Genomic DNA, 26,986 nt, shown 5'->3' with positions numbered 1-26,986 from the left:
AGGACGGTGACGAAAAATGGAAGAGAGATTGGCTTCTTTGTTTCAAGCGTTAGCCGACCCGAACCGGTTGCGGATGATCGAATTGTTACGGAAACAAGAGTGGACGGTCGTAATGATGGCAAATCAGCTTGGGATCAGTCAACCGCAGGCATCGAAGCACTTGCGAATTCTGTATGATGCAGGTCTCGTCACAGTAACCATTGATGCCAATCGAAGACGTTATGCACTCAAGTCTCAAGCACTCGAACCGTTAGATGCTTGGCGGACCTATATGGCCCGGGAAACAGAGCGACTCGATCGATTGGAGACGTTTTTAGCGGAGTCACAGCGAGAGGAGAATGGATCATGAGTACGGTCAAATCACATGTAGAGGGCACGACATTGATTATGGAACGTCTGTTCAAGGCACCACGCCAACTTGTATTTGAAGCATTCTCGACACCTGCACATTTAGAGAAATGGTGGGGACCGTCCGGATGGGAGACGAAAGTATACAGCTTCGACTTCAAACCGGGGGGGATTTGGCATTATTGCATGACTTGTGTCGACAAAGAACAAGGTGACTTTTATAGTATGGAATCATGGGGCAAATCAACCTTTATCGACATCGATCCATACTCCCGAATCGTCTATACGGATGCATTCTCGGATGCGGACGGACACGTCAATCCGGACTTGCCTGTCATGACGATCACAAATGAATTTCTCGATACATCGGAAGGCACGTTATTCATTAGTCGCTCCGAATTCCCGAATGAAGAGGCTCTCCAACAAGTCGTCGAAATGGGCGCTGTCGAAGGGTTCACTTCCCAACTCGATCGTCTCGAAGCGATTGTAAGCCAGTAAAAAACATGCACCGTTCCCGAAAAGGAATGGTGCATGTTTTGATTCATCTGAACTGCCGAAACAATCTATCAAGCTGTTCTCGCGTAATCCGTTCAAACGTATCTCCGATGCTTACTTCGGTTGAACAGTGTCCGTCTTTTTCAACAAGATACCCCGTAATGCCTACTCCTGTTTCTTCTTGGATGCGCGCAATTTTCTCACCAATTTCTTCCTTCTCCCCTTGAAAATGAAGATGGAACATATTCGTGACCGGGATGCGTGGAGTCGTCCACACGCCATCGAGTTCATTGAAGCGCGCTGCCAAGCGGACAGCCTCGTTTCGATACTCGGCCATCTTGTCTTTTCGTAGCTCATAATAATAATCCGCGGACATGATGTATGGATATAAGCTGATCAAGTCACCACCGTAGCGTCGCTTCCATACTTTCGACGTGGCACAAAATGCCTTCGGTCCAGCAAGGATGGCACCGGCAATGCCACCGATTCCTTTATAAAACGAGACGTATACGCTATCAAAGAGCGCACAAATCTCAGATGCCTCTTTTTCATAATACGGAAGCGATTCGAACAGTCGTGCACCATCCAGATGTAGATGAATCCCTTTCTCACGACAGTGTTCATGAATCGCCACAAGTTCCTCGAAGGTCGGCAATTCCCCGCCGATTTCTCGTTGTGGCAGTTCGAGCAACAGACACGCGATGTCCGGTAACGCTTGAATCTCTTCGAGCGTCATCAACCGATTTTCGTCCCCGACTAAAATCGGTTCGATCTGATGCAACTCTTTCAAGCCGTCCTGTTCATGGATTTCAAGGTGGCAGAGTGGATGATACGCGACCGTGTTCTTCTCTGTCTCTTCACACCAAATGCGTAGTGCGATTTGTTGCGCCATCGTGCCGCTCGGAAAGAATACCGCTGACTCTTTCCCAAGAACTTGTGCCATCTTCTCTTCAAACTGGCGAATCGTTTCCCCCTGTCCATACTGGTCACTCGGCTCATCGTCACGCACCTGTTCAAACGCGCGTTTCAACACCCCGATTTCCCGTTTGCCGTGACCGCTCAACTGAACAGCTGTCTGACGATACGTATCTAACAATCGCTCCATTTATTCCCCTCCTCGACAAATAAACTCCCTGTCAGTATAACAGGGAGCCCTCTACTCAGTCGCGAATTCGGACGATGAGTTTACCGCGTACTTTCCGCGTTTGTAGTTTTTCGAGACCTTCTTTTAACTGGTCGAACGACAACACTTCTGTGACGAGATCGTTCAGTTCACCGGCATCGAGTAAGTTCATCATCTCTTCGGCCATATACGCCAAGTTGCGAATCGCATGTTCGTCCTCGCTCGCATGTGCCGCTCCGAGTGCCACTTCGTGAATCGAAGGAGATAACGTGAAGCCTTTCATGTTCGTCATGTCTGGTGGCCCGGCGATATAGGCGAGGTGTCCGCTGAATGCGAGACGATCTAGGTCTGCTGTCGCAACGTCTCGTCCGACTGTATTCAAAATCAGGTCGACACCACGTCCATCCGTTTCTTCCATGATTCGTACCGTCACGTCTTCGATGTTATAATCAATCACTACGTCCGCCCCGAGTGATTCTACCCACTCAAAATTCTCCGGAGATGCCGTCGTGAATACCTTCAGACCGAGGCGTTTTGCGAGCTGAATCGCAAAGCCACCGACACCGCCCGCTCCGGCGTGTACGAGAATCGTCTCCTTATCCCGCGTGTTCAGCTTCTGCATGACCGCCTCATAAGCCGTCATTCCGGCACATAGGATCGAAGCCGCCGCCTCATCGCTTACACCTTGCGGAACGACCGCACACGCCCGAGCAACGACGACCGTGTACTCGGCAAACCCTCCATATTTCGACAGATCCGTATGCACGGCTACACGTGAACCCGTAATGATGTTGGCGATACTCGAACCGACCTCGACGACTTCTCCGACGAGGTCGACACCGAGAATGTGTGGATATGCCCAGTTCGGGTTTCCGTTTGAACCGACTTTATAGTCGACCGGGTTTAAGGCGACCGCTTCGACACGGATCAACAGTTCGCCCGTTCCTGGTGTCGGTCGGTCGATTTCTCCAATATGCAGATGTTCTAGACCGGGTTGGTCGAGTAGCCATGCTTTCATGTTTAGTAAGCTCCTTCCGAATATGTGAGTTCGTATGAGTGTGAATAAATTTCAACAAGGTTACCGAATGGGTCTTCGCAGTACACCATGCGATACGGTTTCTCGCCTGGGTAGTATTCGCGAATCGGCATCCGTTGTTTGCCGCCATGGGCGACAATCTTCTCGACAAGTCCTTCGATATCAGGGTCTTGTACACAATAGTGGAAGATCCCTGTCTTCCAAAACTCGAAGTTGTCTTCTGGTGTTTCGTTGTTCGGGAATTCGAACAACTCAATCCCGATTCCGTCTCCCGTTGACATATGAGCGATTCGGAATTTGCCCCAGCCCGGTCCGAAGACGTCGGTACACATCACACCGATTGGCGAATCATCCTCGACGACGTCTGATGGTGTCATGATGGTATACCACCCCATCACGTCCTCATAAAATTTTACGGCCTCAGCGACGCTCGGTACAGAAAGACCGATGTGTGAAAACGTTCTTGGATATGTCATGTTTCATCTACTCCTTTTTGTTTGCTCAATTTAGCGGATAACGATAAGATACTGTCATTGAAGCAAGAAAAAAAGTACGCACATTGAAGTAACTACCCGAAAGTGAGGTTCCTTGAACATGACCACATCGTTCCCCGTCAACCGCGCACTTGAGATTATCGGCGGCAAATGGCGCCCCCAAGTGTACTGCACGCTTCAAGATGGACCGCTTCGTTTTTCTGATATTCAACGAGCGATTCCGGACGTCAGCCGAAAAGTGTTGACCGACCAATTGCGCGAGCTCGAGCAGCTCGGCATGGTTCGCCGTGTCGACTACTCGACCGAGAAGCACCTGCACGTCGAATATTCATTGACCGAAGACGCCCTCGGACTGCAACCCGCCATGAATGCCCTTTGTTCATGGGGAGAGTGCCACGACAAAAAATAATCCCGAGCCACATGGCCCGGGATTATTGTTATGAGGCGAACAGACTAATCAAATTCCCATCCGCATCGTACAGGATGGCGTAACGTTGACCCCAAAACGCATCCCACGGTGCTTTGTGTGACGCATAACCTTGTTCAAGGATTGAGTCATATAAAGCATCCAGTGACTCACGGCTTTCGCATAAGAAGGCAAGCTCGATCCGATGCCCGTCTGCCTGTTTCCATTCCCCGTATACTGATTCGGCTACTTCCACCGTATCGAACGCGAGACGCACGCCTCCTTCGTCAATCTCTACATGTGCTTCCCCGTTCATCGCTTCTGGAATCTCAAACCCGAGCGCCCGATAGAAATCGAGCGACCGCTTCATATCCGTCACGACGATCCCGACCATGTCCAATTTGACTGCCATCATGTTCCCTCCCCTTATTTTCATGATACGATTTGAGTGTAGCATGACCAATTCCATCAGAGACGAGGAATTTTTATGAGCCATACGTTTCAACCCCTCACCCAAGAGCAAACCGAATTGATCGCCTTCGAGTGGCGCTATGAAGGCGAATACGCGTTTTACAATATGGATGCCGACGAAGAAGATCTCGCCTTATTTTTAGATGCAGATGAGCGAAGTGATACAACGTTCGCCATTCTTGACGACGAACTCATCGGTTTCGTCACGTTGCAATTCGAATCAGTAGACGCTGTTTCTATCGGTCTCGGCATGCGCCCTGATTTGACGGGGAGCGGCAACGGACATCGATTCCTCACGTCAATCCTAAATTGGATTGAGGCGACATATGGGACTCGCACAGTGCGTCTTGCCGTCGCCACGTTTAACAAACGGGCCATCCGATTATACGAGTCTCTAGGTTTCATCCCACAAGACACGTTCATGCAGGAGACGAATGGTGGTGTGTATCCGTTTCTTTCAATGACACGTGAACAAAGCGAACCCCCGAACAACTGATGTCCGGGGGTTTCGTCATGTCCGCTGTTTCTTCTGAATATAAGAAAGACCGAGCGCTCCAATTAAAATCGTCCCTTTGACGATGTCTTGCGCATAATACGGCACGTCCCACATCGTCAGTCCGTTCAAGAGAATTCCAATCAAAATAGCTCCAATCAATGTCCCGATCACGTTCGGGCGCCCTGTCCCAAAGACGGCGTAGCCGATGTAGGCAGCCGCGACAGCGTCCATCAAAAGAGGTGCTCCAGCCGAGACTTGTCCCGTACCAATCCGAGATGCAAGAATGATTCCGCCGATGGCTGCAAACAATCCGCTGAGTACGTAGGCGTACAACTTGATGCGATTCACGGCGATCCCGGAACGACGAGCCGCTTCGGCGTTCGACCCGACGTAATAAAATTCACGCCCGGTCCGCGTATAAGTCAAGAATAGATGCGCTCCGATAAAGAACACCAGCATGAGCAGGGCGACGAACGGAATCGGACCGATCGTCCCTTGACCGATGAATAGAAATGATGGGATGAAACGCCCTGGCGCCGTCCCCCCTTCAATCGGCATGTTGTCATAAATCGAGAATCCTTTCGTATACGTCAACTGAATCCCGTTAATGACGTACATGATGGCGAGTGTCGCTAGTAAATCCGGTAATCGGAATTTGATTGTGACGAGCGCGTTCAACAGCCCGACGAGAATCCCGAGTGCAAGTGGAATCAGCAGGGCGACGAGAAGCTCTTGTCGATGAAGGACGAGACTTGCCGCTGCCCCGATTGTCGCAAGACTCGCCGTCGAGCCGACCGACAAGTCGAATCCTCCGACGATGAGCGAAAACGTGACGCCGAGGGCAAGTAGCGAAACGATTGAAACCGATTTGATGATGTCACTAAAGTTTGCGTATGTCAGAAATTGATCGTTCGTCACGGTAAAGACCGCAATCAAACCAAGGATTGCGAGTAACGTCCCATACTGACCGATATGACCGCTGATTCGTTTTCGTTCCTTGACCACCAATTGTGCCATCTTACACGCCTCCTTTCTCTACAATTTGTCCACGGTCGAGCCAAACGATTCGATTGGCGACCCGTTCGAGTTCATGTCGCTCACTTGACGTGAACAATACGGTCTTCCCTTGTTTCGCGAGTGCGATGACGCGTTCATACACGTCTTGTTTCGCTGCGATATCGATTCCTTTTGTCGGTTCGTCGAGCAGATAGATGTCTCGGTCATCGAGCAACCATTTGCTGAAGACGACCTTCTGCTGATTTCCGCCACTCAGCTCACTTACCGGTTGTTTCACGTTCGCATAGCGGACGCGAAGCGATGCCAATACGTCCGAAACGCGAGTTGCCTTTCCTGCGACAGCAATCACGTTCCGCTCAATCGTCTCGTCTAGAAATAATCCATGACGACGTCTCTCCTCTGGAACGAGTGCAAACCCTTCACGTACGGCATCGGTCGGTTCTTTGATCACATGTTCTTTTCCATCGATTGTGATGGATTGACGAATCCCAGAAAGACCGAACAAAGCATCCATCAGTTCCGTCTTCCCACTCCCCGTCAATCCTCCAATCCCGAGCACTTCTCCGCGATACGCTTCAATCGAAATCTCGGATTGGAACGCCGGAAGGGTCAACTGCGCGGACAAACAAATCTTGTCTTCTGGCACCGCCTTTTCTAACGCCGTATCAAATGTCGTCCCACTCAAAAATGTCTGCACCGCTTCAGAAGAGAGCGATTGGTACGGTCCATCGTACACGACACGTCCGTCTCGAAGAAACGTAGAGGTCGACGTGACCCGTGTGAGCTCGTTTGAACGATGCGTGACCAATACAATTCCGACTCCTTCTGTCGCAAGCTTCTGTAACAATTCCAGTAAGGCTTCGGCATCCGTTTCCGATAAGGCAGCGGTCGGTTCATCGAGGAGTAAATATTTGGCATCGCTCTCAAGCGCCCGAGCGATAAGCAGACGTTGCTTTACGCTGAGCGGGTAGTGACCGGCCGGACGCGTTGGATCGATCTCTAACCCGACCCGGGATAGCACGTCTTTTGCCCGCTGTTTCAACAGTTGTGGGCGAATCCGCTTCACTGTCTGCCATGGGAGAACATTTTCGTATACAGGCAAGTCCAAATAGAGCGCATCATCCACTTCTTGCGATACGGTGATGATGCCTTGACGAATCGCTTCCGCTGGTGTGAGGCGGATTGATTTTCCATCAATGGACAATTCGCCGGACGTCGGTTCGACCGTTCCGTTTAGCAGTTTGATGAGGGTACTCTTACCGGCCCCGTTCAGACCGAGGAGACCATGAATGTCTCCAGGCTTCAAACTGAATGACAGTTGATCAAGCACCGTGACGTCACCGTACTGTTTCGTGATTCGTTCCAAGCGAATCATCAGTCTGTCTCCTTCATCCAATCCGACCATGCCGCATTCGATTCGCCCCAACCTGGCACGTACTGTCCAAGATCATCCATCGTGACAGGCTCATTCGGCAAGACATCACGGTCCACTAGATATGGGTCGACCGAATGAATGGAAGGCGTCTCTTCCCCGACCACTTTTTGATAAGCGTATCGGACTTGAATGCGGCCGATTTCGGCTGGATCTGTGGCAGCTGTCACTTTCCACGGACTCCCCTCTTCTTGCATGAGTTGCAAGTCTTCGTCACTCAAGTCAATCCCGTAAACGGCAATCTCGTCACGTCCTGCCTGTTTGATGGCACGGCTCGCCCCTTTAGCGAACTCGTCCCACATCGCAAACACCGCATCGATTTCGCCTTCTGGATACTTCTTCAAAATCGCCTCCATCTGGCTTTGCGTATCGAGCGCCGTGTTGTTCGTCGCCGAACCGAACTTCGCGACTTCCTGGATGCCCGGATACCGTTTCAAGAATGCATCATAAATCGTATGACGGCGTTCCATCGGCGTGAACCCACCGACCCAAATCGTGACGATGTTCCCTTCGCCGTCCAAATCTTCCGCGAGTGCTTTGAGCGAGCGCCATGCGAGTGAATAATCATCTTGGTCGATGACCGTCACGCCTTCATTCGTCAAATCGTTATCGAATGCGACGACTTTGATGCCTTTGTCGAGCGCCCGTTGAACAGGTTCTTTCAAGGCATCGGCACGTCCGTGGTCAATCAAGATCACATCGACTCCTTGCGTCGTGGCCGTATCGACATAACTCGCCATTTTCGACAAATCATTTTCGGCGTTATACACTTTCACGTTGCCACCGAACGCTTCGACTTGCTCGGTCACCCCTTCGATATATTGCGAAGAGAATGTCCCAATCGACATCTGCATGACGAGGGCGACTTCTAAATCTTTCGGAAGTGTTTCATTTGAGACGTTGACGGTTTTCGTTTCCGTTTTACTTGTTGTCGTAGTCGTTTTCGGTTGCGCCTGTTCGTTCGTGCATCCGGCAAGCGCTAAGATGACGGTCAACAGGAAGAAGATGATTTTTTTAGACATATGTGTTTCCTCCTACATGTTCTACAATGACCGACTCAGTCGGTTCGAGCACACCAGTCTCTGTGATCAGACCGGTGATCAGTTCGGGTGGGGTCACATCAAACGCCGGATTGAAGACGGTGATGCCGACGAGTGCCGTTGGATGTCCTCCGATATGGGTCACTTCATGGGCGTCCCGTTCCTCGATTTGAATCGTGTCGTCCGCCTCTAAATCGAACGTCGAATGCGGGGCTGCCACATAGAATGGGATGCCGTAATGCTTCGCCAAAATCGCAAGCTGGAGTGTTCCAATCTTGTTGGCCGTATGACCGGTACGGGTGATGCGGTCCGCCCCGACGATGATGGCATTGATTTGTTTCGTCTGGATCGTCCACGCCGCCATATTATCCGTGATCAATGTGACGTCGATGTCCGCCCGGTCGAGCTCCCATACCGTCAACCGTGCCCCTTGAAGCAGCGGTCGCGTTTCCGATGCGAACACACGAAACGGGATGCCTCGCTCTTTTCCGACATAAAACGGCGCGAGCGCGGTACCGTACCGTGACGTCGCAATGGCACCGGCGTTACAAATCGTCAATACGTTCCCTCCAGCGGGCAACACGGTGAGCGCATGCTCCCCAATCGTGCGATACGTGGCCACGTCTTGTTCATAGATTTCAATCGCGCGCTGCTTGATGGCTTTTGCAATCTGTTCAAAGTCCTCTCCCACATTCAGTCGAAGGAGCGATTCGATGACATGCTGTAAGTTGACCGCGGTCGGTCTTGTCGCAATCAACCGTTGACCGACTTGATTCAATTGGAGATGAAAATATGGATTGTCTTGTAGACGTGACGCTTCTTTCGCAAGGACAAACGCCCCGAAATAAGCGATGGCCGGCGCTCCCCGGACTTGAAGCGACTTGATCGCTTGTTCGGCCTGTTCGAGCGTCAACACTTCGACATAGCGCTCTTCTTGCGGCAACAGCGTCTGATCTAAAATCGTCAACACTTCCGTGTCGGCATCAAAATGAATACTTTGTACACTCATACACGCACCTCCGATAGGACCGGGATCAGCTGATCGATCGATTGAATTTGATGGCGCTGTTTGATGAGACGCGTACCGAGCTCTAAGGCGTGGCGTTTCCGTTCGATGCGAAGGTCGTCTGGTAATGTCTCTAAGTCGGCGACTCCAGCCAGACCGACAGTCCGCCGAATCAATTCGCAGCCTGCGTAGCCGATGGCGTCACTCAAAATCGATGGCAACAGTTCGTCCACGAATCCCACCGTGTTGAACGGCTCTGTGGCCTGCGTGAAGCGGGTACGGAACGTTTTTTCGAACGTCTCCCAGACCGTGAGCACTTCTGTGAAGCGTTCGAATCGTTTCAACGGATGCGCATATGTTGAGAACACCAAATGAGCAATGATTTGACCGATGTCAAAGCCGAACGGACCGTAAAAGGCAAACTCAGGATCGATGATTTTCGTTTCCTGTCGGGTCGCAAAAATGCTTCCTGTATGTAAATCTCCATGTAGCAACGCTTCATGTTTGGTCACGAACCCAACCTTCAATTTCGTCACTTCAATCTTCAAGGCGAGGTCTGACCACAGTTGCTCCACATCCGGACGCAGGACTGGCTCGATTTGATTCGAATCTGCATCGCGATACGGGTCGGTGAAGATCAGTTTCTCCGTGATATCGCATAGCTCTGGATTGTAATACTCTTTTTCGATTTGTTTCTTCACGAGTGGTCCGTTCGCGTAGTCAGACGTCGCAAACAGGGTTTCACCGAGAAACGTACCGACGTGGCGGGCTAAATTCGGATAGCTCTCTCCTTTTAGGAAGCCAGTCCTAACAATCTCAAACGCTGACAGATCCTCCAAAATCGTATAGGCAAGTTCACGGTCGCTACCGAGTACATCCGGTACGAACTGAGGAACGACCTTAGAAAATTCACGGAGTGCCAGTTGTTCGATCCACGACCGGTCAAGCGTGAGCGGCCAGCTCTCTCCAACAACTTTTGCGTACGGTAACGCTTGTTTCACAATCAACGACGTCTCTCCTTGACGAATGCGAAAGACGAGATTTAAATTGCCATCCCCAATCTCCTCACATTCTGCATTCCCCTCTTCTAGTAACCCCAACTGTCGAACGTGTTCGACAACACTCTGTTCTGTAAACGCCTTATAAGCCATGATGATTTTCCCCTTTCTTAACTCTATGCATGAAAAAAGCCCCTTTCTCCGCGAGAAAGAGGCACACCCAAATTGGTTGTTCCTCTCATCTTTCAGACATGTGTCTGGTGGATGTAGCACCGTGCCAAATGGTCGGTTGCTGCGGCGTCTTAGGGCCAATTCCCTCTGCCAACTCGCGATAAGAGTAAATGATGTAATTGTGTTTGACGTGTTGAGACGAATATTACGGACTATGCACGCTAGTTGTCAATCCTCTATTTTCAGTCGCCTCCCTATTTTTGACACGCATATATAGAAACATTATTTTCAAACTTTTTTTCTCAAAAAAAGGAATTGACGAGTGAGCGATTCTATGTAAAAATTCAATTAAATTTCACAACTTCACAACTATTCTTATCAAGAGCAGACGGAGGGACAAGCCCGATGATGTCGCAGCAACCGACCAGAAATGGCACGGTGCTAATTCTTGCAGCTATCGCTGAGAGATAAGAGTTCATTGTTTTCGAATGACCTCTTGCCTTGGCATGAGGTCATTTTTTGTTTGACCTGAAAGGAGGAACATATGGGAATCATCGCGACTTATGAAATCAAACATACCGATCACATCGAGCGTGTAGCTGAAAAAATCGCACATGAGCTGACCGTCGGCACATGGACCGAATTGAACCATCTCGAACAGCATCAACTACAGGCGTTCCGGGGTGAGGTCATCGATACCTCCCAACAGGAAACGACGAGTCGTTTCTCGATTCGTTACCCGCTACATAACGTGACGCCGGACTTCTCGTCCATTCTGACGACGACATTCGGAAAACTGTCGCTCGACCCAAACGTCCAACTCGTCGACCTCTCGCTTCCAGACGAGCTCGCATCGAACTTTCCGGGTGCCGCATTCGGAGTCGAAGGTGTCCGCGACATCCTTCGAGTACACGACCGACCGCTCGCCATGAGCATCTTCAAAGGCGTCATTGGACGGGACCTTGATTTTTTGGCGACACAACTCCGGGACCAGTTCGAAGGTGGCATCGATCTCGTGAAAGACGATGAGATTTTATATGACAATCCGCTCACCCCATCGCTCGAACGGGCTCGGATTGGAGCATCGATCATTCAAGAACATAAAGAATTGACGGGTCGTTCCGTTCTATACGCCGTCACGTTGAGCGGACCCGTTTTCACCTTACGCGACCAGGCGAAGCGATTGATCGAGGCAGGCGCGACCGCATTGTTGTTCAACGTGTATACGTACGGGCTTGACGCATTGCGAGAGCTCGCCAAAGATTCTGAGATTCACGTCCCGATTTTGGCACATCCCTCTTTTGCGGGAGCGTTGACCGGATCGATTCGTCATTCCCTACTCTTCGGGAAACTGATTCGACTCGCCGGGGCGGACTTGACGCTCTTCCCTTCGCCATACGGTTCACTGTCGACACCGAAAGACGAAACACAACAGATTCAAACGTATGCGACGGAATCCCATTGGACGAAACCGATTCTGGCAGTCCCATCTGCCGGGATTCACCCAGGACTCGTCCCGGATTTGATTCGTGACTTCGGAACGGATGTCGTCATCAATGCCGGCGGCGGGATTCACGGACACCCAGACGGTGCGGCTGCCGGAGCGAGGGCGTTCCGCCAAGCGATCGATCAGACAATCGGTAAGACGAGCGAGACTGATGCCTTATCGACTGCATTAGATGCGTGGGGTGCGCGATGAGTACGCACGTCATCTGTGATTTCGACGGAACCATCACGGAAGAAGATAACATCATCGCGTTGATGCGACGGTTCGCCCCACCTGAATGGGTCGAACTCAAAGATGGTGTGTTGAACCAAACGCTCTCCATTCGCGAAGGCGTCGGTCAGATGTTCAGCTTGCTCCCAAGTAACCAGCAAGAGCGGTATCGTGAGTTTCTTCAGTCGACCATCACGCTTCGAGCGGGGTTTGTCGAGTTTTTGCAAGAGACCCAGTCGCACGGCTTTCGATTTGATGTCGTCAGTGGGGGCATGGACTTTTTCGTCCATCCGATTCTAGAAGGTTACGTCGAACCGGAACACATCTACTGCAATCATGTTGATTTCTCTGGAGAGACAGCGCGCGTCACATGGCCTCATGCATGCGATGTTCATTGTTCGAACGATTGCGGATGCTGCAAGCCGACGATTGCTCGACAGATTGTCTCACCTACCGACACGTTGATTGTCATCGGGGACTCTGTCACCGATTTTGAAATCGCCAAACGTGCCGATGTCGTGTATGCACGAGGTCAACTGATTTCGCTTTGTGAGGCGGAAGGAATTCGACATGTTCCGTTCGAGACATTCTATGACATTTCAGCTCACATGAAAGGAGTGAACGTATGACCGTACAAGAACGATGGGTCGAACTTGCCGACATTAAAGACGAGCTCGCCGCACGAGATTGGTTCCCCGGGACGAGTGGCAACCTGGCGATCCGCGTATCGGACGACCCGTTGACTTTCCTCGTGACGGCAAGCGGTCGTGATAAACGAAAGCGTACCAATGAAGACTTCGTCCTCGTCGATGCGACCGGTCAATTGATTGGAGAACAGTCAGGCAAACCGTCCGCGGAAACGTTGCTACACGTCGAAATCTTTAACAACACGAACGCAACCTGTTCCCTTCACGTGCATACGGTCGACAATAACGTCATCTCGGAACTGTATGCAGCACAAGGCCATGTGACGTTCACAGGTCAAGAAATTATCAAGGCGCTCGGCTATTGGGAAGAGACGGCAAGTGTCCGGATCCCGATCATCGAAAACCATGCGGATATTCCGACGCTCGCCCGTGCATTTGCCCCACATGTCACAAGCGATGCAGGTGCCGTCCTCATTCGGAACCACGGAATCACCGTTTGGGGCGAGACGCCAGCTGCGGCAAAACGTTATTTAGAAGCATATGAATTTTTGTTCAGCTATTCATTAAAATTACGCGCCTTAGGCGTCCATTCATAAGGAGGAATTCAACATGGCAACGATTTATTTCCAACAAACAGAAGAACGCGTCAGCGACCAACAAGAGGTACGTGCCTTTTTAGAATCACGAGACATCCTTTACGAAGCATGGGACATCGCAAAGTTACCGGCTTCTCTTCAGGAAAATTACCAACTGACAGACGAGGACAAAGAAACTATCTTGGCGACGTTCCGTGACGAGATTCAAGATGTATCAGCACGACGTGGCTACAAGACGGCTGACGTCATCTCGCTATCCGATGCGACACCGAATTTAGATGAACTGCTCGTCAACTTCCAAAAAGAGCATCACCATACAGATGACGAGGTTCGTTTCATCGTCAGTGGTCACGGCATCTTTGCGATTGACGATGCAGAACGCGGATACTTCAATATCGAGCTCAATCCGGGTGACCTCATCTCCGTACCGGTCAACACACGTCATTACTTCACGTTGCAAGAAGACCGTCAAGTCGTCGCCGTTCGTATTTTCGTGACGACTGAAGGCTGGGTACCGATTTACGACAAAGAGAATGTAACTGCATAAGAAAAGGTCTCTCGCTTAAAAAACGAGAGACCACTTTTTATTGTTTGACTGCTGTCGGTTTTGATGAGAACCAGCCCCATGTCGCAATCCCGACCATGACTGACCAGAAGAAAATCGTCCAAGCTGTCGAGTGGACGAATCCGTCAGGGAGTCCCATGAATTCGAACGGTGTACCGGCAATCAATTCCTTAAAACCAGGGTGCTCGAGTACGAGCACCGTCAACTTGACCCCGACCCAACCGACGATGATGAAGGCGGCCGTCTCAAGTGTCGGACGTTGATGAAGCAACTTGACGAAAATACGTGCCGCAAATCGCATCAGGACGACCCCGATGAGGCCACCCGTCAAGACAACGAAGAACTGACCCGAGTCAATCCCACCGATCTCACCGAGACCGAGTGGTGGCAAGCTGACCGCGAGCGCGACCGCTGCTAAGATCGAATCGACCGCAAAGGCGATGTCCGCAAACTCGACTTTCGCAACAGTGAGCCAAAACTCTTTCTTCGATACCGGCTTTTCCGTGACAGCCGTTTCTTCCTTGGCTTCAGCCGCCAACTCCTGTTTCGGCTCCATCTTTCTCGCCTTATAGGTCATATACAGGTGTCGCGCACTCATCCCGATTAAGTAGAGCGCACCGAGTGCCTGAACTTGCCATACGTTGATCAAGAACGAGATTAAGAACAATGCGATAAATCGGAATACGAACGCTCCTAAGAGTCCGTAGAACAATGCCTTCTTCTGCTCTGTGCGCGGCAAGTGCTTGACCATGACGGCCAAGACGAGCGCGTTGTCTGCAGATAACAAGCCTTCCAAACCGACGAGTACGATGACGATCCAGGCATACTGCAGGACTAACTGCCAATCCATAAAAACATCTCCTTTTTTCTTTCAATTCCTTCATATTTAATAGTGATCTATTTTTTAAGTTCACAGGACCATTTTATTCCCGTTCACAAAGTAAATCAATCCTCTTTCTTCAATATCTGAAGGATTTTTTTGCGATTGCATATTGAAAACATGTTATGAGAGCAAAATCATACCCGTTCAGCCATCATTTCGTGATAAAATCCTAACAAGAACGAGTGGTCCTTTGAACCGCTCGAAAAAAGGAGAATCCGATTATGTCTACAAGCCATGTCGCTTTACCTACTAAAGCAGAACGACATAAATTGTTCGGGTCGGTCCCACCGATTAAAGGAACAAAGCCGACCGAGAAAGAACAAATGGTCGATTTACAAAATACACCGAAAAACTTCTTATTTGCCCTCGACAGTGTCGGCATCTCAAACGTGAAGCATCCTGTGAACATCGAGACGCCAGATGGGATTCAGTCCACGGTCGCTACATTCGAATTGACGACATCGCTCGTTCAAGACCGTAAAGGGATCAACATGTCTCGTTTGACAGAGCAGCTCGACGCGTACCATCAACAAGGATGGACAGTCTCGAACCGCTCGTTAATCGAATTCGCACAGGAGCTTGCCGAGCGGATGGAACAAACGGAAGGTCAATTGACAATCCGTTACCCGTGGTTCTTCACGCGTAAAGCACCTGCGACAGGTCTTAGCGGTTTGATGAACGCCGATGTCATGCACCGTGTGACATATAACCTCGAAACGGGTGTTGCAAACGTGACAGTCGGTCTCGTCATCAACGTCACGACGCTTTGCCCATGCTCAAAAGAAATCAGTGAATACAGTGCTCATAACCAACGTGGGTACATCACGATTGAAGCCGGACTTGACGAGACGTCAATGGACGGGTTCGATTGGCGTGCAGCCCTTCTCGATGCAGCGGAGTCGAACGCCTCAGCACCACTTCACCCTGTCCTCAAACGTCCGGATGAGAAACGTGCGACTGAAATCGCGTACGAAAACCCACGTTTCGTCGAGGACATGGTCCGCTTGATCGCGGCTGACTTGTACGAGATGAAACAAGTCGTGAACTTCTTCGTCGAATGCCGTAACGAAGAGTCGATTCACCAACACGATGCCATCGCATCGATCACATTCGATAAGCGCCAAGACGCATAAAAAATGCGGAACCTCTGTTAAAGAAGGTTCCGCATTTTTTATAGACTTGTCACGAGTTCAATCATCAATAGGATGATGATGAGCATCACCCACACTGCCCAGACGAGTCGCCACTTCTCCCAGTCAAATCGCTTCATCACTGCATAGACCGTGAGGTAGAGCGCAATGAGAAGCGGTACGACGACCCAAGGATTCTCTAGCATCACGCCTCGATGTCGCCGTCCCAAGCGAGCATTCCGCCGTCGACATTGACGACTTTATAACCTTGCGATTCTAAGTAATCACACGCCGTCTGGCTCCGTCCACCTGAACGACAGATGACGTGATAGACATTATCTTGTGCCAACTTTTCTGTCACTTGTGGGAATTCCGATAATGGGTAGAGTGGTACGTTTGGGATATGCCCTGCCTCATATTCATCTTGCTCGCGCACATCGATGATATGGAGAGACTCCCCGTTCTCTAATTTTTCTCTTAATTCTGTCGCATGGATGCTTTGCATACATAGTTCCCCTTTCAATCATGGATTCCTCTTTTAGTTTACCTCAGCTTATGCTCCGACAAACTCCAGTTGATGGTCGTCTCAGCGTCACAATAGAACCCCTCGAGCTCACATTGTTTAACGACCTGTTCGATCAACGCGCGATTGCCACAAAACAACGTGAAATGGCTATCCCAAGGTGGTACGATGAGCCACTCATGATGGTAACCGAAAAACGTCCGATGTTGCATGCCCCACTTATCAGCAGCGAGCGTCTCACTGAGATGGATGAGATGCCGTTCCGTACAAAATTCGTCCCCAGTCCAGATCCATCCTTCTCCCATCTCCAAGAGTACACGCAACACTTGATTCTTTTGTAGATTCGACAGTTCCCCTTCACCTGGTGGAAGCACATTCTCACGTTCGCAATATTCGATGATTCGATTCGCCCCTGCTCGATCTTCGGCATGTGGTTTTAGCGCCCTAATCATCGTTCGGAGCGCACGGTCGATACGACTCTCGTCACGAAAACTTAGTCTTTGCCTCATCTCTTCCCATGTAACGGCCCGAAATTGCTGTTCGACCTCGTTTTTGTCCAGATCGGCATAACAATCAACCGCGACGGAGTGATCTATTGGAGCAAGGAATGGATGAAACGCGATGAAGACCGTTTCAAATACCCCTTCATAATACGTCTTAATTGGGTAGTCGTCCCCACCACCAAACATGGCGTAACGATGTCCTTCAGGTAACAAAACGCTTTCATCTAGTTCGTCCATTTCAACACTCCTTTCTTGAATAGTTTATAACGGGCCATCAAAAAAAGCACCCTTCTATAAGAAGGATGCTCCGGACTTACGCTTCGTTGCGCTCGTCGATTGCTTGTGCTGCTGTGATGAGCGTCAATTTGTAGACGTCCTCTTCGTTACAACCGCGTGATAAGTCGTTCACTGGTTTGTTGAGACCTTGAAGGATTGGACCGATCGCTTCGAATCCACCGAAACGTTGAACCATCTTGTAGCCAATGTTCCCTGCTTCAAGACTTGGGAAGACGAATACGTTCGCCTTACCAGCAACGTCAGAACCCGGTGCTTTCTTCGCCGCTACGCTAGGAACGAATGCCGCATCGAATTGAAGTTCTCCGTCGATTGGAAGGTTCGGTGATTTCTCTTTCGCAAGGCGTGTCGCTTCCACAACCTTCTCTGTTTCAGGTGATTTCGCAGAACCTTTCGTCGAGAAGCTAAGGAGCGCAACTTGTGGGTCGATGCCGAACGTCTTCGCTGTCGCTGCCGACAAGAACGCGTTCTCTGCTAAGTCCGCTGCGTCTGGTGCAATGTTAATCGCACAGTCCGAGAAGACATATTGCTCGTCGTCACGTACCATGATGAACACACCTGACGTCTTTTTGATGCCTGGTTGCATTTTAATGATTTGTAGTGCCGGACGTACCGTATCAGCCGTCGCGTGCATCGCGCCTGAGACAAGACCTTCTGCTTTGCCTGTGTGAACGAGCATTGTTCCGAAGTAGTTCACGTCTGATGTAAGGAGTTCGCGCGCTTGTTCAGCCGTCGCTTTCCCTTTACGACGCTCGACGAATGATTCGACGAGGACGTCGATGTCTTCGTATGTCGCTGGGTCATATTGTGTCAAACCTGAGATGTCGAAACCATGTTTCGCCGCAACCGCTTCGAGATCTGCTTTCGCACCGACGACGATCGGTTCTACCATACCGTCTGCTTTCAATCGAACAGCGGCTCCAAGAACACGCTCATCGATACCTTCCGGGAAGACGATGGTCGGACGAACCGGGCTAACTTTTTGCTTCAACGTTTCAAATAATTTCATAACGAATGAACCCCTTTTCTCAATTTACAGCATGACTGCTAATGGTTTTGCCGTTGACTTGTGTCTTTACGCGATTTCAATTATACACAGTACCCTTTTCAAAATAAACTATTCTGCCCATTTCGCCATAAATCGCTTAGAATCAATCATTATATGAATAGAACAGTTTTGACAAATCGACTGATACAGCCATTTTTGTAGCCGTTTTCATGTTTTTGTCCTCTGTTCTTTACCCGTCATGAATCGTGATAACCCTCACAGTGCCTCAAAGTTGCCAGTCAGTGAAGCGTGTATGGTAAAATAGACGGCGAAGCCAAGTCCCGAAAGGAGATTTTTTTATGTCAGAACGTCCAGTACCTACAACAGATACACAACATGCCGCCGCCACATTAGACGGATGGTATACACTTCATGATTTCCGCACGATTGATTGGGCTCGTTTGAAACTCGTCGATGCTGAAAAGCGTCAACAGATGATTGATGAGTTCACGACGTTCCTCGCGGATCTTGAAGAAGTGGAAGCAAAAGGTGAAGGAAGCCACGCCTTCTACTCGATTCTCGGCCAGAAGGCGGACCTCGTCTTGATGGTCCTTCGCCCGACATTCAACGAACTTGAAGACGTCGAGCGCGCATTCCGCAAAACAGCGCTATACGACTATATGATTCCGTCGTATTCATACGTGTCGGTCATCGAGCTCGGAATGTATCGCGGATCTGGAGACGGGGACCCGTATCAAAATCCTCATATCCGCTCACGCCTCTATCCGACACTTCCAAAAGCCGCACACATCTGTTTCTATCCGATGAGTAAAGCTCGTCGCGACGGCGACAACTGGTACATGTTATCGATGGATGAGCGCAAAGACCTCATGTATCGTCACAGCATGATTGGCCGTAGCTACGCCGGTAAGATTCAACAGTTCATCGGTGGGTCGACTGGATTCGACGCATGGGAGTGGGGCGTCACGCTCTTCGCTGAAGATTCACTTCAGTTTAAGAAAATCGTTTACGAGATGCGTTTCGACGAAGTAAGTGCGAAGTATGGAGAGTTCGGCGACTTCTACGTTGGGAACATCTTACCAAAAGAAAATTTGAACACATTCTTTAGCGTGTAAAAGGTTTACGCGTATAACACCTCGGGAATTAAGGATGATGTAAGCAAGTTATCCTGATTAACGAGGTGAACAACGATGCGCGTGTTTAAAGAAACCGATCGTGACACTGCGGAACGTTTAGATTCGTTCATCGAACGAATGGCACCGACAGCAGAATTAGTCCAACATCGATTTGAAGAGCAACTCAAACATACACAGCAAAAGGGTCAGGCGAGCGCCTGACCCTTATTTTGTCGTGGTGACGTGAAGTGCGTCGCCTAAGAACGTAGCCAATTCAAGCATCCCGTAGCGTCCCGCTTTCGCTTCAGCATCGGAATTATAGTTCGTGTTTGTATTGACATCGTATGCGTAGACGTTGCCGTCTCGGTCTCGAATGATTTCAATCCCCGCAATATCGATCGCATTCGCTTTCAAGAACTGTTCGAGCTTTGGAATGATGGGGTCATCGAATCCTTCGACGATTTCAAACTTCGCCGGCGGCGTCTCCCCGACTGGGCAGAACTGGTCTTCAATCGAGCAGGCATCAGCAGGACAGAGCTCGAACCCTTCCGACGTGTCGACACGGACCGCATAAAGGAACTTTCCGCCGATGAACTCACAGCGGGTAATATACGGCTCCGGGGCTTCGATATACTGTTGAATGAGCGTGATGCCGTCAACCGATTCCTCGAACGAGGGACCATATACATATTCTTTGAGTCCTTCGATCGTATGGAACAATTGGACCCCAAGTCCTTTTCCGGCACGATTATGTTTCGTGATGAATGGCGTCAAAGCTAACTGCTCAGCCGCATCGATGATTTGCGCCTTACCGACTGCCGCAATCGTCTTCGGCACGCGAATCCCTTCACGTCGAAGCGCCGTGTATTGATTGACTTTACTCACTTCGAGGCGGATGGCACGTGTGCCGTTGAACACGGTCCGGTCGTTTGCCTCTAACCAAGCGAGGACGCCTTCCGTCAATTCTGGTGCGTACCGATGCCCACGTGTGTGCGAGGAGGCACTCATCCGATTATAAAAGACACCTTCCGGGGGCATTGCTTCGAGATCAATCGTCCCTTGGTCCAAGTGCCACAATTCATATGGCAAGTTCAATTCTTTTAAACGGTGGACAAGGTGGTTCGTCCATTCTTCGTTTTCATGAATGACGTGAATTTTAGACATCATCATTCCTCCTTCTATGATGTGTTTACTTTACCATATTCATAACCGACAATTCCAATGTGTATGGTTTGCCTAATCCTCAATTCTGAAATATCAGACGATTTCATGGTATAATGAACTTAAGAGTATTGTTTCAGAAAGGAAGTGTTGTGTTTGCCCGTACCTGTTATAAGTACTGATGTACTCATTTTACTCTTCGGTCTACTTCTCGTAGCCGGTGTCATGGCGACACGAATCTCGACTCGATTCGGCTTGCCCGCCTTGATTTTATTTATGGGAATCGGCATGATCATGGGAAGTGACATTACTGGTCTCATCTTCTTTGACGACTCGAATTTAGCGCAGCTGATTGGAGTCGCTGCCTTGATTGTCATTTTGTTTGAAGGGGGTCTTCAAACGAAATGGTCATCAATCCGGAGCGTCCTCGCCCCTTCTGCCTCGCTGGCGACGCTTGGGGTATTGATTACTACAACAGTAGTCGCCGTGGCCGTTCGTTTCGTATTTGGTTTTGATTGGATTGAATCTTTCTTGTTCGGTGCGATTATCGGTTCGACCGATGCAGCGGCCGTCTTTGCCGCATTTAAAGGAAAGAACATCTCACCGAAAGTCGGTGCGACTCTCGAAGCCGAGTCCGGCACGAACGACCCGATGGCGATGTTTTTGACGATTCTCGCCCTCGACTTTATGATGAAGCCGGATACGACCATTTGGGATGGGGTATGGATGTTCGTCCTTCAAATCGTCGTCGGGGCATTGATTGGTTTCATCCTTGGACAACTGTCTCGTCTCATGTTGAATTATTTGAGACTTGATTCGAGCGGATTACATGCCGTCCTTATGATTTCCATGGCGTTCCTCACTTATGGTGTCACAGCTTACCTATTGGGAAGCGGATTACTCGCCGTCTATATCGCCGCCATGATTGTCGGAAATGCGGACACGGCGCATGAAGTGACAATCGTCCAATTCTCAGAAGCACTTGCGTGGATCATGCAAATCATCATGTTCGTCATCCTTGGATTGCTTGTCTTCCCTCGTCAACTCATCGAACCGGACTTGATTTGGAAAGGACTACTCATCTCATTCGTCCTCATGTTCCTGGCACGTCCGATCGCCGTCTATTTATCGACACTAGGCATGGCATTTACGAGAAAAGAAAAGTTGTTCATCTCATGGGCTGGTCTAAAAGGCGCTGTACCGATTGTCCTTGCGACATTCCCGCTTATTGCCGGTACCGAAAATAGCCAACTGTTATTCAATGCCGTCTTTTTCGTTGTCGTGACGAGCGCCCTGATCCAAGGGACGACGTTGACGCCACTTGCCGAGAAGTTAGGGTTGCTCGGTCCGGATAAGATCCGTTCCCCATACACAATCGCCCTCGTCTCAAGCAAACAGTCTCAACATAAGCTCGTACCTTATGTGGTCACATCAAGCTCCTCTATGATTGGAAAGACATTGGCGGACATCACGCTCCCACCAAACACTGTCGTGAACGCCATCGTCCGAAACGAGTACTTGATTCCACCGAACGGTCAGACAGTCATCGAAGAAGGTGACCTCTTATACGTGCTTGCCTCGATGTATCGTCATGATCAACTCGACCAAACATTTGGTGAAGATGGGCTAGACCGAGTGGAATTATGAGTAAACGAATAACCGGCGCCTCATTTGAAGCGCCGGTTTTCTTATACGTGCAAGTGTTTTGCTGATTGAATCAACGTCTCAACATCTTCTGTCCGTCCTTCATGAAGTGCCTCGACGATAAAGCTCCCGACGACGACACCGTCACACGCCTGTCCTAACGTCTGCACTTGCTCCGGACGATGGACTCCGAATCCTGCCAAGACGGGAACACGTGACTGCTCAGTCAATCGAGTCAAGTAGGCGAGAAGCTCGTCTGGGAATACATCCGCTTTCCCGGTCGTCCCTTTAAGCGTGACCGCATATACGAATCCTTCCGCTTTTTCTAAGATGGATGCCGTTCGTGCCTCACTACTCGTCAGCGTGACGAGCGGGATGACGGCGACGTCATGCCGATTGACATCTGCGAATAACTGGAGACTCTCCTCAAACGGAAGGTCAGGAATAATGACCCCGCTCACACCACATTCGTTCGCCCGATCAAAGAACGGTTGGACCCCGAACCGAAACACGGGATTCAAGTAGGTCATCAAGACGATTGGAACGTTAAATTGATCATTTCCTTCTATTAAATGGTTCAATACCATTTCAAGCGTCACACCTGCTTCAAGCGCGCGCATTCCTGCCGCCTCAATAATCGGTCCATCCGCTACCGGATCAGAGAAGGGGATTCCGAGTTCAATCGCCGTCGCACCCATCCGCTCTAGTTCCACGATGGTCGGGATGAGCCGGTCTATCCCGCCGTCACCGGCCATGATATACGGAACGAACGCCGCTCCTTCTCGCTGTCGAATCGCTGTCTCTAGTTTCATCGTGTCGCCACCTTCTCTCGGATTGTATGGACGTCTTTGTCTCCGCGCCCTGATAAACAAATCACCAGTGTATCGTTTTCTCCCATCGTCTTCGCGAGCGTCTCTGCGTAAGCAAGGGCGTGTGAAGACTCTAAGGCAGGAATGATTCCTTCTTGTCGGCTGAGGGCGAGACACGCATCGAGTGCCTCGTCATCCGTGACGGCCGCATAGCGCACCCGCTCAATGTCTTTCAAAAAACTGTGCTCTGGTCCTACCCCTGGATAATCGAGTCCAGCTGAAATGGAATGGGCTTCCTCGATTTGACCCGCTGCGTCTTGCAGGACATACATGAGCGACCCATGTAAGACACCGACTTCCCCTTTTGTGAGGGTTGCTGCGTGTTTATCCGTATCAATGCCACTTCCAGCCGCCTCGACACCGTAGAGCGCGACCGACTCATCGTTCAAGAACGGATAGAACATGCCCATGGCGTTGCTCCCTCCGCCGACACAAGCGACGACGGCATCAGGAAGGCGTCCCGTCTGTTCGAGGATTTGCCGACGTGTCTCTGTTCCGATCACGCTTTGGAAATCACGTACCATCTGCGGAAACGGATGCGGTCCGAGAACAGAACCCATCACATAGTGCGTATCGTCGACATGTTTGACCCAGTAACGGAGCGCTTCATTGACGGCATCCTTTAAGGTGCGACTTCCTGATTTGACAGGGACGACTTTCGCCCCAAGAAGTTCCATCCGAAACACGTTCAACGCTTGGCGCTCGACGTCGACCTCACCCATGAAGATGGTACATTCTAAATCGAGTAATGCACATACTGTCGCAGTCGCGACACCGTGTTGTCCCGCGCCTGTCTCCGCAACGACTTTCTGTTTCCCCATCCGTTTCGCCAGGAGCGCCTGCCCGATCGTATTGTTGATCTTATGGGCACCGGTATGGTTCAAGTCTTCACGTTTCAAATAGACATTCGTCCCGAGGCGACGACTTAGGTTCGACGCATAATAAAGTGGCGTCTCACGTCCCACATATTCACGTAATAAGGAAGAGAATCGTTCTTGAAACTCAGGATCTTGCTTCGCCTCTTCATAAGCGACCTCTAATTCTTCGACCGCCTGCATGAGCGTCTCTGGAATGTACTTCCCACCATATTGTCCAAACTTCCCGTTCACTGGTTGTGCATACATCATAGTTCCTCCTTAGCGCGTTGAATGAACGCACGAATTTTTTCGATATCTTTCACACCGTCCGTCTCGACACCGCTCGAGACGTCGACGCCGTCTGGTTGAATCATTTGAATCGCTTGTCTCACATTATCCGGGGATAGCCCGCCCGCTAGCCAAAACGGACGCTGCGGCCGGTCGATTGCGCCCCAGTCTAACACCTGTCCACTCCCCGGATTCGGATGATCCATCAATCGTACATCTGCCGTCTCCTCGGTCGACGCATCGATGATCGGTAACCCGAAGATACGGAGTTGTTCCATTGACTGCGTCCGATGGTGAATTTGTAAATCCGTCAGTCCCACGTTCAATGTTTCCTCAATCTCTTCCATTGAAGGACTTAAAAACACACCAACGATTCGAACCGATTCCGGGATGTGTGCGGCCAGTGTCTTCGCAGTCGCCACGTCGATTTGACGAGAACTCGGGGCGAAGACAAACCCGATGGCATCCGCTCCTGCCTCGACCGCCGCCTGAACAGCTTCCGTTGTCTTTAGTCCACAGATTTTAACAAACATGTTTTCAACTCCTCGAGTAACCGGGTCGGGTCCTCTTCACGCATGAGTGCTTCCCCGACGAGAATGGCGCTTGCCCCAGCTTCTTGTAAACGTGCAGCCGCCTCGACTGTACTGACACCACTTTCGCTAACGAATGTGACGTCGGGATAGCGTTTCATCAAATCGATCGATGTCTCGAGGGATACCTCGAACGTTTTTAAGTCTCTGTTATTGATACCGATTAACACGTCATCAAGTTCGAGTGCGATGCGTAACTCCGCCTCGTCATGTACTTCGACTAAGACGTCGAGACCGATGGAGCGAGCGTATCGCGTCAACTCATAGAGACGTGTCGGATGTAGTGCCGCCACGATCAGAAGTGCCACACTCGCCCCGTAATGCTTCGCATAGTCGAGTTGTCGTTCATCGATGATGAAATCTTTACAGAGCACCGGGATGGTGACGACATCGGCGACTTGTCGCAAGTCGTCAAACGATCCATTGAAGTACGTCGTGTCTGTCAAAACGGAAATCATCGTCGCACCAGCTTTTTCATATTGACGCGCCCGTTCGGCGACGTCGACCGTTTCCCGAATCATTCCTTTCGAGGGGGACGACCGTTTGATCTCTGAAATAATATGGAATCCTTCGCTCATCACATGTAAAAGAGAGATCGGCTTCGTCACGAGGACATCGATGGGCTGCATACCGCTAACCTCTTCCATTTTCGTTCCGATGATTTTTGTTAAATAACTCATGCTTCGACCTCCGTACGTTGTAAGTTTTGTAATACGCGTAAGGCGTGCCCTTCATCGATACTACGTTTTGCTTCTTTCACTCCTGCACGAAGCGTTGCGGTCGTACCATACGTGCAAAGGGCAAGTGCCGCGTTCAATAAGACGACGTCGCGTGCCGGCCCCGTCTCTCCGTTCAATACGGCGACGAGGGTTGCGGCGTTCTCTTCTGGTGTTCCTCCACGCAGCGCTTCGAGGGGCGCCCGCATCAAGCCGACATCTCGTGGATCGACCGCGTAACGCGCCGTCTGTTCCCCATCAAAGAAATATACGTCGTTCACACCGGCGAGGCTCGCTTCATCGAGTCCACCTGCGCCATGGACGACCATGCCACGCTCCACGCCGAGATGACGCATCGCGGTCGCCATCTTCTCGAGCAATGATGGATGATAGACACCGACAAGTTGTCGTTTCGGGCGAAGTGGATTCGTTAACGGTCCGATTTGGTTGAAGATGGTCGCCGTCGCGAGTCGTTTCCGGACCGGCATGACGTGCTTCATAATCGGATGGACATGCTGGGCGAAGAGGAAACTCAAGTTCGTCCGTTTCAAGTCAGCATGTACTTCCGCTGCCGTCTTCACAATCGGAACGTTCAATGCCTCTAAGACGTCCGCGCTTCCTGATCGACTCGAGACGCTTCGATTCCCGTGCTTGGCGACCGGAATGCCAAGACCTGCTAGGACAAAGGCGACGGTCGAACTGATGTTGAACGTATGCGCCCCGTCGCCGCCGGTACCACACACATCGAGTACGGGTAAATCACTTTGGGGGAACTGTGCCGCTTCACGAATGTATGCCGCGAGTCCTGCCATCTCTTCTGCTGTCTCACCGCGCTCTTTCATCGCCAAAAGCACTCGTTCGATTTGCGCTTCATCCGCTTGGAACATCTCGCTCGCTGCCACTTTCATATCTGCTGTTGATAATGCGTTTGTCTCCAATTGTTGAATCATCGTCGGTTCCCCCTCTAAAAATGTGTATAAAAAAAACTCCATACGACAGTCGTCGTATGGAGGACGGTTCAATACCGCGGTGCCACCTCTCGTTGATTCCAAAGAATCCACTCTCCGATGCAATCACATCGTATCCCGATAACGGGGGAAACCGTCACGACCTACTCTCTTCAGCCATGCTCTCATGAGCCCATTCACGCGGACGCCTCGGTCAGGATCTCACCATCCCTGACTCTCTGGACGAAACGTCTTCTCGCGCTACTCTTCTCAATCCTCGATTTATATTGTTGAAACGAAAAAGGGGTCACCCGTCTCCTCATAGCCTGCGCTATAAGAAGGACGAGTAACCCCGTGGTGCCACCTTCGTTGGTTCCAAAGAACCCACTTCACGGACAA

32 protein-coding genes, 2 riboswitches and 2 other annotated features (1 of these 36 only partly in view) are annotated in these 26,986 nt (G+C 50.5%); of the genes, 12 read left to right on the top strand and 20 right to left on the bottom strand.

All coding sequences use genetic code 11. The features are described 5' to 3' along the window. Positions 1-16: 16 nt before the first annotated feature. Both KD909_RS01750 and KD909_RS01745 read left to right on the top strand, forming a co-directional pair. On the top strand, positions 17-349 hold the full coding sequence (locus KD909_RS01750; RefSeq protein ID WP_012727469.1) for an ArsR/SmtB family transcription factor: 333 nt from the start codon (positions 17-19) through the stop codon (positions 347-349). Next, complete coding sequence (locus KD909_RS01745) at positions 346-846, top strand: SRPBCC family protein (protein ID WP_211782177.1); 501 nt, start codon at positions 346-348, stop codon at positions 844-846. Before KD909_RS01750 ends, KD909_RS01745 begins: the two co-directional genes overlap by 4 nt. A 43-nt stretch (positions 847-889) precedes the next feature. Here KD909_RS01745 and KD909_RS01740 read toward each other — a convergent pair whose 3' ends face one another. Genes KD909_RS01740 through KD909_RS01730 form a run of 3 tightly spaced genes read right to left on the bottom strand, consistent with a single transcriptional unit; the run spans position 890 to position 3,478 of the window. After that, a complete protein-coding gene (locus KD909_RS01740) occupies positions 890-1,948 on the bottom strand; it encodes a threonine aldolase family protein (RefSeq protein ID WP_211782176.1) in 1,059 nt (352 codons plus the stop codon). Positions 1,949-2,003: 55 nt separating this feature from the next. Next, entirely contained in the window at positions 2,004-2,984 is a 981-nt protein-coding gene (locus tag KD909_RS01735) for a zinc-binding dehydrogenase (RefSeq protein WP_211782175.1), read from the bottom strand. 2 nt (positions 2,985-2,986) lie between these two features. Continuing rightward, a complete protein-coding gene (locus tag KD909_RS01730; RefSeq protein ID WP_211782174.1) occupies positions 2,987-3,478 on the bottom strand; it encodes a lactoylglutathione lyase family protein in 492 nt (163 codons plus the stop codon). Positions 3,479-3,596: 118 nt separating this feature from the next. Between KD909_RS01730 and KD909_RS01725 the strand changes: the two genes are divergently transcribed. Beyond that, a complete protein-coding gene (locus KD909_RS01725; protein WP_078147739.1) occupies positions 3,597-3,905 on the top strand; it encodes a winged helix-turn-helix transcriptional regulator in 309 nt (102 codons plus the stop codon). Between the two features lie 28 nt (positions 3,906-3,933). Here the strand turns inward: KD909_RS01725 and KD909_RS01720 are convergent, their stop codons facing one another. After that, positions 3,934-4,314, bottom strand: a complete 381-nt coding sequence (locus KD909_RS01720) for a VOC family protein (RefSeq protein WP_031422087.1) — start codon at positions 4,312-4,314, stop codon at positions 3,934-3,936. A gap of 75 nt (positions 4,315-4,389) precedes the next feature. Between KD909_RS01720 and KD909_RS01715 the strand changes: the two genes are divergently transcribed. Beyond that, a complete protein-coding gene (locus tag KD909_RS01715; protein ID WP_211782173.1) occupies positions 4,390-4,869 on the top strand; it encodes a GNAT family N-acetyltransferase in 480 nt (159 codons plus the stop codon). 15 nt (positions 4,870-4,884) lie between these two features. On the opposite strand, the gene KD909_RS01710 is transcribed toward KD909_RS01715, so the two are convergent. Genes KD909_RS01710 through mtnK form a run of 5 tightly spaced genes read right to left on the bottom strand, consistent with a single transcriptional unit; the run spans position 4,885 to position 10,515 of the window. Continuing rightward, positions 4,885-5,886, bottom strand: a complete 1,002-nt coding sequence (locus KD909_RS01710; RefSeq protein ID WP_012727477.1) for an ABC transporter permease — start codon at positions 5,884-5,886, stop codon at positions 4,885-4,887. Position 5,887: 1 nt separating this feature from the next. Continuing rightward, positions 5,888-7,261 carry a sugar ABC transporter ATP-binding protein gene (locus tag KD909_RS01705; RefSeq protein ID WP_211782172.1) on the bottom strand — a complete coding sequence of 458 codons (1,374 nt, stop codon included), beginning with the start codon at positions 7,259-7,261 and terminating at the stop codon, positions 5,888-5,890. Next, entirely contained in the window at positions 7,261-8,340 is a 1,080-nt protein-coding gene (locus KD909_RS01700) for a sugar ABC transporter substrate-binding protein (RefSeq protein WP_012727479.1), read from the bottom strand. The genes KD909_RS01705 and KD909_RS01700 overlap by 1 nt, the downstream gene beginning before the upstream one ends. Next, positions 8,333-9,367 (bottom strand): S-methyl-5-thioribose-1-phosphate isomerase, encoded by a 1,035-nt coding sequence (gene mtnA / locus KD909_RS01695; RefSeq protein ID WP_211782171.1) that lies wholly within the window; start codon positions 9,365-9,367, stop codon positions 8,333-8,335. The genes KD909_RS01700 and mtnA overlap by 8 nt, the downstream gene beginning before the upstream one ends. Further along, positions 9,364-10,515, bottom strand: coding sequence for an S-methyl-5-thioribose kinase (mtnK, locus tag KD909_RS01690; RefSeq protein ID WP_211782170.1), 1,152 nt, complete (start codon positions 10,513-10,515; stop codon positions 9,364-9,366). Before mtnK ends, mtnA begins: the two co-directional genes overlap by 4 nt. Before the next feature lie 82 nt (positions 10,516-10,597). Continuing rightward, a riboswitch (SAM riboswitch) is annotated at positions 10,598-10,700 on the bottom strand. 205 nt (positions 10,701-10,905) lie between these two features. Then, positions 10,906-11,007, top strand: a riboswitch (SAM riboswitch). A 70-nt stretch (positions 11,008-11,077) separates the two neighbouring features. Here mtnK and KD909_RS01685 point away from each other — a divergent pair. From KD909_RS01685 to KD909_RS01670, 4 genes are read left to right on the top strand one after another with little or no spacing between them, the layout of a single operon-like run. Continuing rightward, positions 11,078-12,232 carry a 2,3-diketo-5-methylthiopentyl-1-phosphate enolase gene (locus KD909_RS01685; RefSeq protein ID WP_211782169.1) on the top strand — a complete coding sequence of 385 codons (1,155 nt, stop codon included), beginning with the start codon at positions 11,078-11,080 and terminating at the stop codon, positions 12,230-12,232. Next, positions 12,229-12,879, top strand: a complete 651-nt coding sequence (locus tag KD909_RS01680; RefSeq protein WP_211782168.1) for a 2-hydroxy-3-keto-5-methylthiopentenyl-1-phosphate phosphatase — start codon at positions 12,229-12,231, stop codon at positions 12,877-12,879. The genes KD909_RS01685 and KD909_RS01680 overlap by 4 nt, the downstream gene beginning before the upstream one ends. Continuing rightward, a complete protein-coding gene (locus KD909_RS01675) occupies positions 12,876-13,493 on the top strand; it encodes a methylthioribulose 1-phosphate dehydratase (protein WP_211782167.1) in 618 nt (205 codons plus the stop codon). The genes KD909_RS01680 and KD909_RS01675 overlap by 4 nt, the downstream gene beginning before the upstream one ends. Positions 13,494-13,506: 13 nt before the next feature. After that, positions 13,507-14,040 carry a 1,2-dihydroxy-3-keto-5-methylthiopentene dioxygenase gene (locus KD909_RS01670; RefSeq protein ID WP_211782166.1) on the top strand — a complete coding sequence of 178 codons (534 nt, stop codon included), beginning with the start codon at positions 13,507-13,509 and terminating at the stop codon, positions 14,038-14,040. Positions 14,041-14,077: 37 nt separating this feature from the next. Here the strand turns inward: KD909_RS01670 and KD909_RS01665 are convergent, their stop codons facing one another. Then, positions 14,078-14,908, bottom strand: coding sequence for a TerC family protein (locus KD909_RS01665; RefSeq protein WP_031422072.1), 831 nt, complete (start codon positions 14,906-14,908; stop codon positions 14,078-14,080). Between the two features lie 254 nt (positions 14,909-15,162). Between KD909_RS01665 and folE2 the strand changes: the two genes are divergently transcribed. Continuing rightward, entirely contained in the window at positions 15,163-16,074 is a 912-nt protein-coding gene (folE2, locus tag KD909_RS01660; RefSeq protein ID WP_031422071.1) for a GTP cyclohydrolase FolE2, read from the top strand. Between the two features lie 38 nt (positions 16,075-16,112). On the opposite strand, the gene KD909_RS01655 is transcribed toward folE2, so the two are convergent. From KD909_RS01655 to pta, 4 genes are all read right to left on the bottom strand, one after another. After that, on the bottom strand, positions 16,113-16,277 hold the full coding sequence (locus KD909_RS01655; RefSeq protein WP_211782165.1) for a hypothetical protein: 165 nt from the start codon (positions 16,275-16,277) through the stop codon (positions 16,113-16,115). Continuing rightward, positions 16,277-16,576: a rhodanese-like domain-containing protein gene (locus KD909_RS01650; RefSeq protein WP_041917952.1), complete on the bottom strand. Its 300-nt coding sequence runs from the start codon at positions 16,574-16,576 to the stop codon at positions 16,277-16,279. The genes KD909_RS01655 and KD909_RS01650 overlap by 1 nt, the downstream gene beginning before the upstream one ends. A gap of 38 nt (positions 16,577-16,614) precedes the next feature. Next, the gene (locus KD909_RS01645) at positions 16,615-17,334 is read right to left on the bottom strand and encodes a DUF2711 family protein (RefSeq protein WP_211782164.1); all 720 of its coding nucleotides are present in this window, start codon (positions 17,332-17,334) and stop codon (positions 16,615-16,617) included. 76 nt (positions 17,335-17,410) lie between these two features. After that, positions 17,411-18,400 (bottom strand): phosphate acetyltransferase, encoded by a 990-nt coding sequence (gene pta / locus KD909_RS01640; RefSeq protein WP_012727490.1) that lies wholly within the window; start codon positions 18,398-18,400, stop codon positions 17,411-17,413. A gap of 338 nt (positions 18,401-18,738) precedes the next feature. Here pta and hemQ point away from each other — a divergent pair, with 338 nt between their 5' ends. Beyond that, positions 18,739-19,515 carry a hydrogen peroxide-dependent heme synthase gene (hemQ, locus tag KD909_RS01635; RefSeq protein ID WP_211782163.1) on the top strand — a complete coding sequence of 259 codons (777 nt, stop codon included), beginning with the start codon at positions 18,739-18,741 and terminating at the stop codon, positions 19,513-19,515. Positions 19,516-19,590: 75 nt separating this feature from the next. After that, positions 19,591-19,737: a hypothetical protein gene (locus tag KD909_RS01630; protein ID WP_012727492.1), complete on the top strand. Its 147-nt coding sequence runs from the start codon at positions 19,591-19,593 to the stop codon at positions 19,735-19,737. 3 nt (positions 19,738-19,740) lie between these two features. Here KD909_RS01630 and KD909_RS01625 read toward each other — a convergent pair whose 3' ends face one another. Continuing rightward, positions 19,741-20,679 carry an ATP-grasp domain-containing protein gene (locus KD909_RS01625; RefSeq protein ID WP_211782162.1) on the bottom strand — a complete coding sequence of 313 codons (939 nt, stop codon included), beginning with the start codon at positions 20,677-20,679 and terminating at the stop codon, positions 19,741-19,743. A gap of 153 nt (positions 20,680-20,832) precedes the next feature. Between KD909_RS01625 and KD909_RS01620 the strand changes: the two genes are divergently transcribed. Further along, positions 20,833-22,323 (top strand): potassium/proton antiporter, encoded by a 1,491-nt coding sequence (locus KD909_RS01620; RefSeq protein ID WP_211782161.1) that lies wholly within the window; start codon positions 20,833-20,835, stop codon positions 22,321-22,323. A gap of 41 nt (positions 22,324-22,364) precedes the next feature. Here KD909_RS01620 and trpA read toward each other — a convergent pair whose 3' ends face one another. Genes trpA through trpD form a run of 5 tightly spaced genes read right to left on the bottom strand, consistent with a single transcriptional unit; the run spans position 22,365 to position 26,590 of the window. Then, positions 22,365-23,132: a tryptophan synthase subunit alpha gene (gene trpA / locus KD909_RS01615; RefSeq protein ID WP_211782160.1), complete on the bottom strand. Its 768-nt coding sequence runs from the start codon at positions 23,130-23,132 to the stop codon at positions 22,365-22,367. Further along, positions 23,129-24,316: a tryptophan synthase subunit beta gene (gene trpB, locus KD909_RS01610; protein ID WP_041917953.1), complete on the bottom strand. Its 1,188-nt coding sequence runs from the start codon at positions 24,314-24,316 to the stop codon at positions 23,129-23,131. Before trpB ends, trpA begins: the two co-directional genes overlap by 4 nt. After that, positions 24,313-24,867 (bottom strand): phosphoribosylanthranilate isomerase, encoded by a 555-nt coding sequence (locus KD909_RS01605; RefSeq protein ID WP_211782159.1) that lies wholly within the window; start codon positions 24,865-24,867, stop codon positions 24,313-24,315. Before KD909_RS01605 ends, trpB begins: the two co-directional genes overlap by 4 nt. Beyond that, a complete protein-coding gene (trpC, locus tag KD909_RS01600) occupies positions 24,843-25,604 on the bottom strand; it encodes an indole-3-glycerol phosphate synthase TrpC (RefSeq protein ID WP_211782158.1) in 762 nt (253 codons plus the stop codon). The genes KD909_RS01605 and trpC overlap by 25 nt, the downstream gene beginning before the upstream one ends. After that, positions 25,601-26,590: an anthranilate phosphoribosyltransferase gene (gene trpD, locus KD909_RS01595; RefSeq protein WP_211782157.1), complete on the bottom strand. Its 990-nt coding sequence runs from the start codon at positions 26,588-26,590 to the stop codon at positions 25,601-25,603. Before trpD ends, trpC begins: the two co-directional genes overlap by 4 nt. A gap of 56 nt (positions 26,591-26,646) precedes the next feature. Beyond that, positions 26,647-26,874: a binding site (T-box leader), on the bottom strand. Between the two features lie 48 nt (positions 26,875-26,922). Continuing rightward, positions 26,923-26,986, bottom strand: a binding site (T-box leader); it runs 165 nt beyond the window's last position.

Source organism: Exiguobacterium sp. PFWT01, from assembly GCF_018255795.1.
Classification (GTDB): domain Bacteria; phylum Bacillota; class Bacilli; order Exiguobacteriales; family Exiguobacteriaceae; genus Exiguobacterium.
This window is presented reverse-complemented; position numbering and strand designations above follow the sequence as displayed.

Coding starts and splice junctions, on each gene's coding strand:
- KD909_RS01750 (WP_012727469.1), top strand. CDS start 17: ATGGAAGAGAGATTGGCTTCTTTGTTTCAAGCGTTAGCCGACCCGAAC.
- KD909_RS01745 (WP_211782177.1), top strand. CDS start 346: ATGAGTACGGTCAAATCACATGTAGAGGGCACGACATTGATTATGGAA.
- KD909_RS01740 (WP_211782176.1), bottom strand. CDS start 1,948: ATGGAGCGATTGTTAGATACGTATCGTCAGACAGCTGTTCAGTTGAGC.
- KD909_RS01735 (WP_211782175.1), bottom strand. CDS start 2,984: ATGAAAGCATGGCTACTCGACCAACCCGGTCTAGAACATCTGCATATT.
- KD909_RS01730 (WP_211782174.1), bottom strand. CDS start 3,478: ATGACATATCCAAGAACGTTTTCACACATCGGTCTTTCTGTACCGAGC.
- KD909_RS01725 (WP_078147739.1), top strand. CDS start 3,597: ATGACCACATCGTTCCCCGTCAACCGCGCACTTGAGATTATCGGCGGC.
- KD909_RS01720 (WP_031422087.1), bottom strand. CDS start 4,314: ATGGCAGTCAAATTGGACATGGTCGGGATCGTCGTGACGGATATGAAG.
- KD909_RS01715 (WP_211782173.1), top strand. CDS start 4,390: ATGAGCCATACGTTTCAACCCCTCACCCAAGAGCAAACCGAATTGATC.
- KD909_RS01710 (WP_012727477.1), bottom strand. CDS start 5,886: ATGGCACAATTGGTGGTCAAGGAACGAAAACGAATCAGCGGTCATATC.
- KD909_RS01705 (WP_211782172.1), bottom strand. CDS start 7,261: ATGATTCGCTTGGAACGAATCACGAAACAGTACGGTGACGTCACGGTG.
- KD909_RS01700 (WP_012727479.1), bottom strand. CDS start 8,340: ATGTCTAAAAAAATCATCTTCTTCCTGTTGACCGTCATCTTAGCGCTT.
- mtnA (WP_211782171.1), bottom strand. CDS start 9,367: ATGAGTGTACAAAGTATTCATTTTGATGCCGACACGGAAGTGTTGACG.
- mtnK (WP_211782170.1), bottom strand. CDS start 10,515: ATGGCTTATAAGGCGTTTACAGAACAGAGTGTTGTCGAACACGTTCGA.
- KD909_RS01685 (WP_211782169.1), top strand. CDS start 11,078: ATGGGAATCATCGCGACTTATGAAATCAAACATACCGATCACATCGAG.
- KD909_RS01680 (WP_211782168.1), top strand. CDS start 12,229: ATGAGTACGCACGTCATCTGTGATTTCGACGGAACCATCACGGAAGAA.
- KD909_RS01675 (WP_211782167.1), top strand. CDS start 12,876: ATGACCGTACAAGAACGATGGGTCGAACTTGCCGACATTAAAGACGAG.
- KD909_RS01670 (WP_211782166.1), top strand. CDS start 13,507: ATGGCAACGATTTATTTCCAACAAACAGAAGAACGCGTCAGCGACCAA.
- KD909_RS01665 (WP_031422072.1), bottom strand. CDS start 14,908: ATGGATTGGCAGTTAGTCCTGCAGTATGCCTGGATCGTCATCGTACTC.
- folE2 (WP_031422071.1), top strand. CDS start 15,163: ATGTCTACAAGCCATGTCGCTTTACCTACTAAAGCAGAACGACATAAA.
- KD909_RS01655 (WP_211782165.1), bottom strand. CDS start 16,277: ATGCTAGAGAATCCTTGGGTCGTCGTACCGCTTCTCATTGCGCTCTAC.
- KD909_RS01650 (WP_041917952.1), bottom strand. CDS start 16,576: ATGCAAAGCATCCATGCGACAGAATTAAGAGAAAAATTAGAGAACGGG.
- KD909_RS01645 (WP_211782164.1), bottom strand. CDS start 17,334: ATGGACGAACTAGATGAAAGCGTTTTGTTACCTGAAGGACATCGTTAC.
- pta (WP_012727490.1), bottom strand. CDS start 18,400: ATGAAATTATTTGAAACGTTGAAGCAAAAAGTTAGCCCGGTTCGTCCG.
- hemQ (WP_211782163.1), top strand. CDS start 18,739: ATGTCAGAACGTCCAGTACCTACAACAGATACACAACATGCCGCCGCC.
- KD909_RS01630 (WP_012727492.1), top strand. CDS start 19,591: ATGCGCGTGTTTAAAGAAACCGATCGTGACACTGCGGAACGTTTAGAT.
- KD909_RS01625 (WP_211782162.1), bottom strand. CDS start 20,679: ATGTCTAAAATTCACGTCATTCATGAAAACGAAGAATGGACGAACCAC.
- trpA (WP_211782160.1), bottom strand. CDS start 23,132: ATGAAACTAGAGACAGCGATTCGACAGCGAGAAGGAGCGGCGTTCGTT.
- trpB (WP_041917953.1), bottom strand. CDS start 24,316: ATGATGTATGCACAACCAGTGAACGGGAAGTTTGGACAATATGGTGGG.
- KD909_RS01605 (WP_211782159.1), bottom strand. CDS start 24,867: ATGTTTGTTAAAATCTGTGGACTAAAGACAACGGAAGCTGTTCAGGCG.
- trpC (WP_211782158.1), bottom strand. CDS start 25,604: ATGAGTTATTTAACAAAAATCATCGGAACGAAAATGGAAGAGGTTAGC.
- trpD (WP_211782157.1), bottom strand. CDS start 26,590: ATGATTCAACAATTGGAGACAAACGCATTATCAACAGCAGATATGAAA.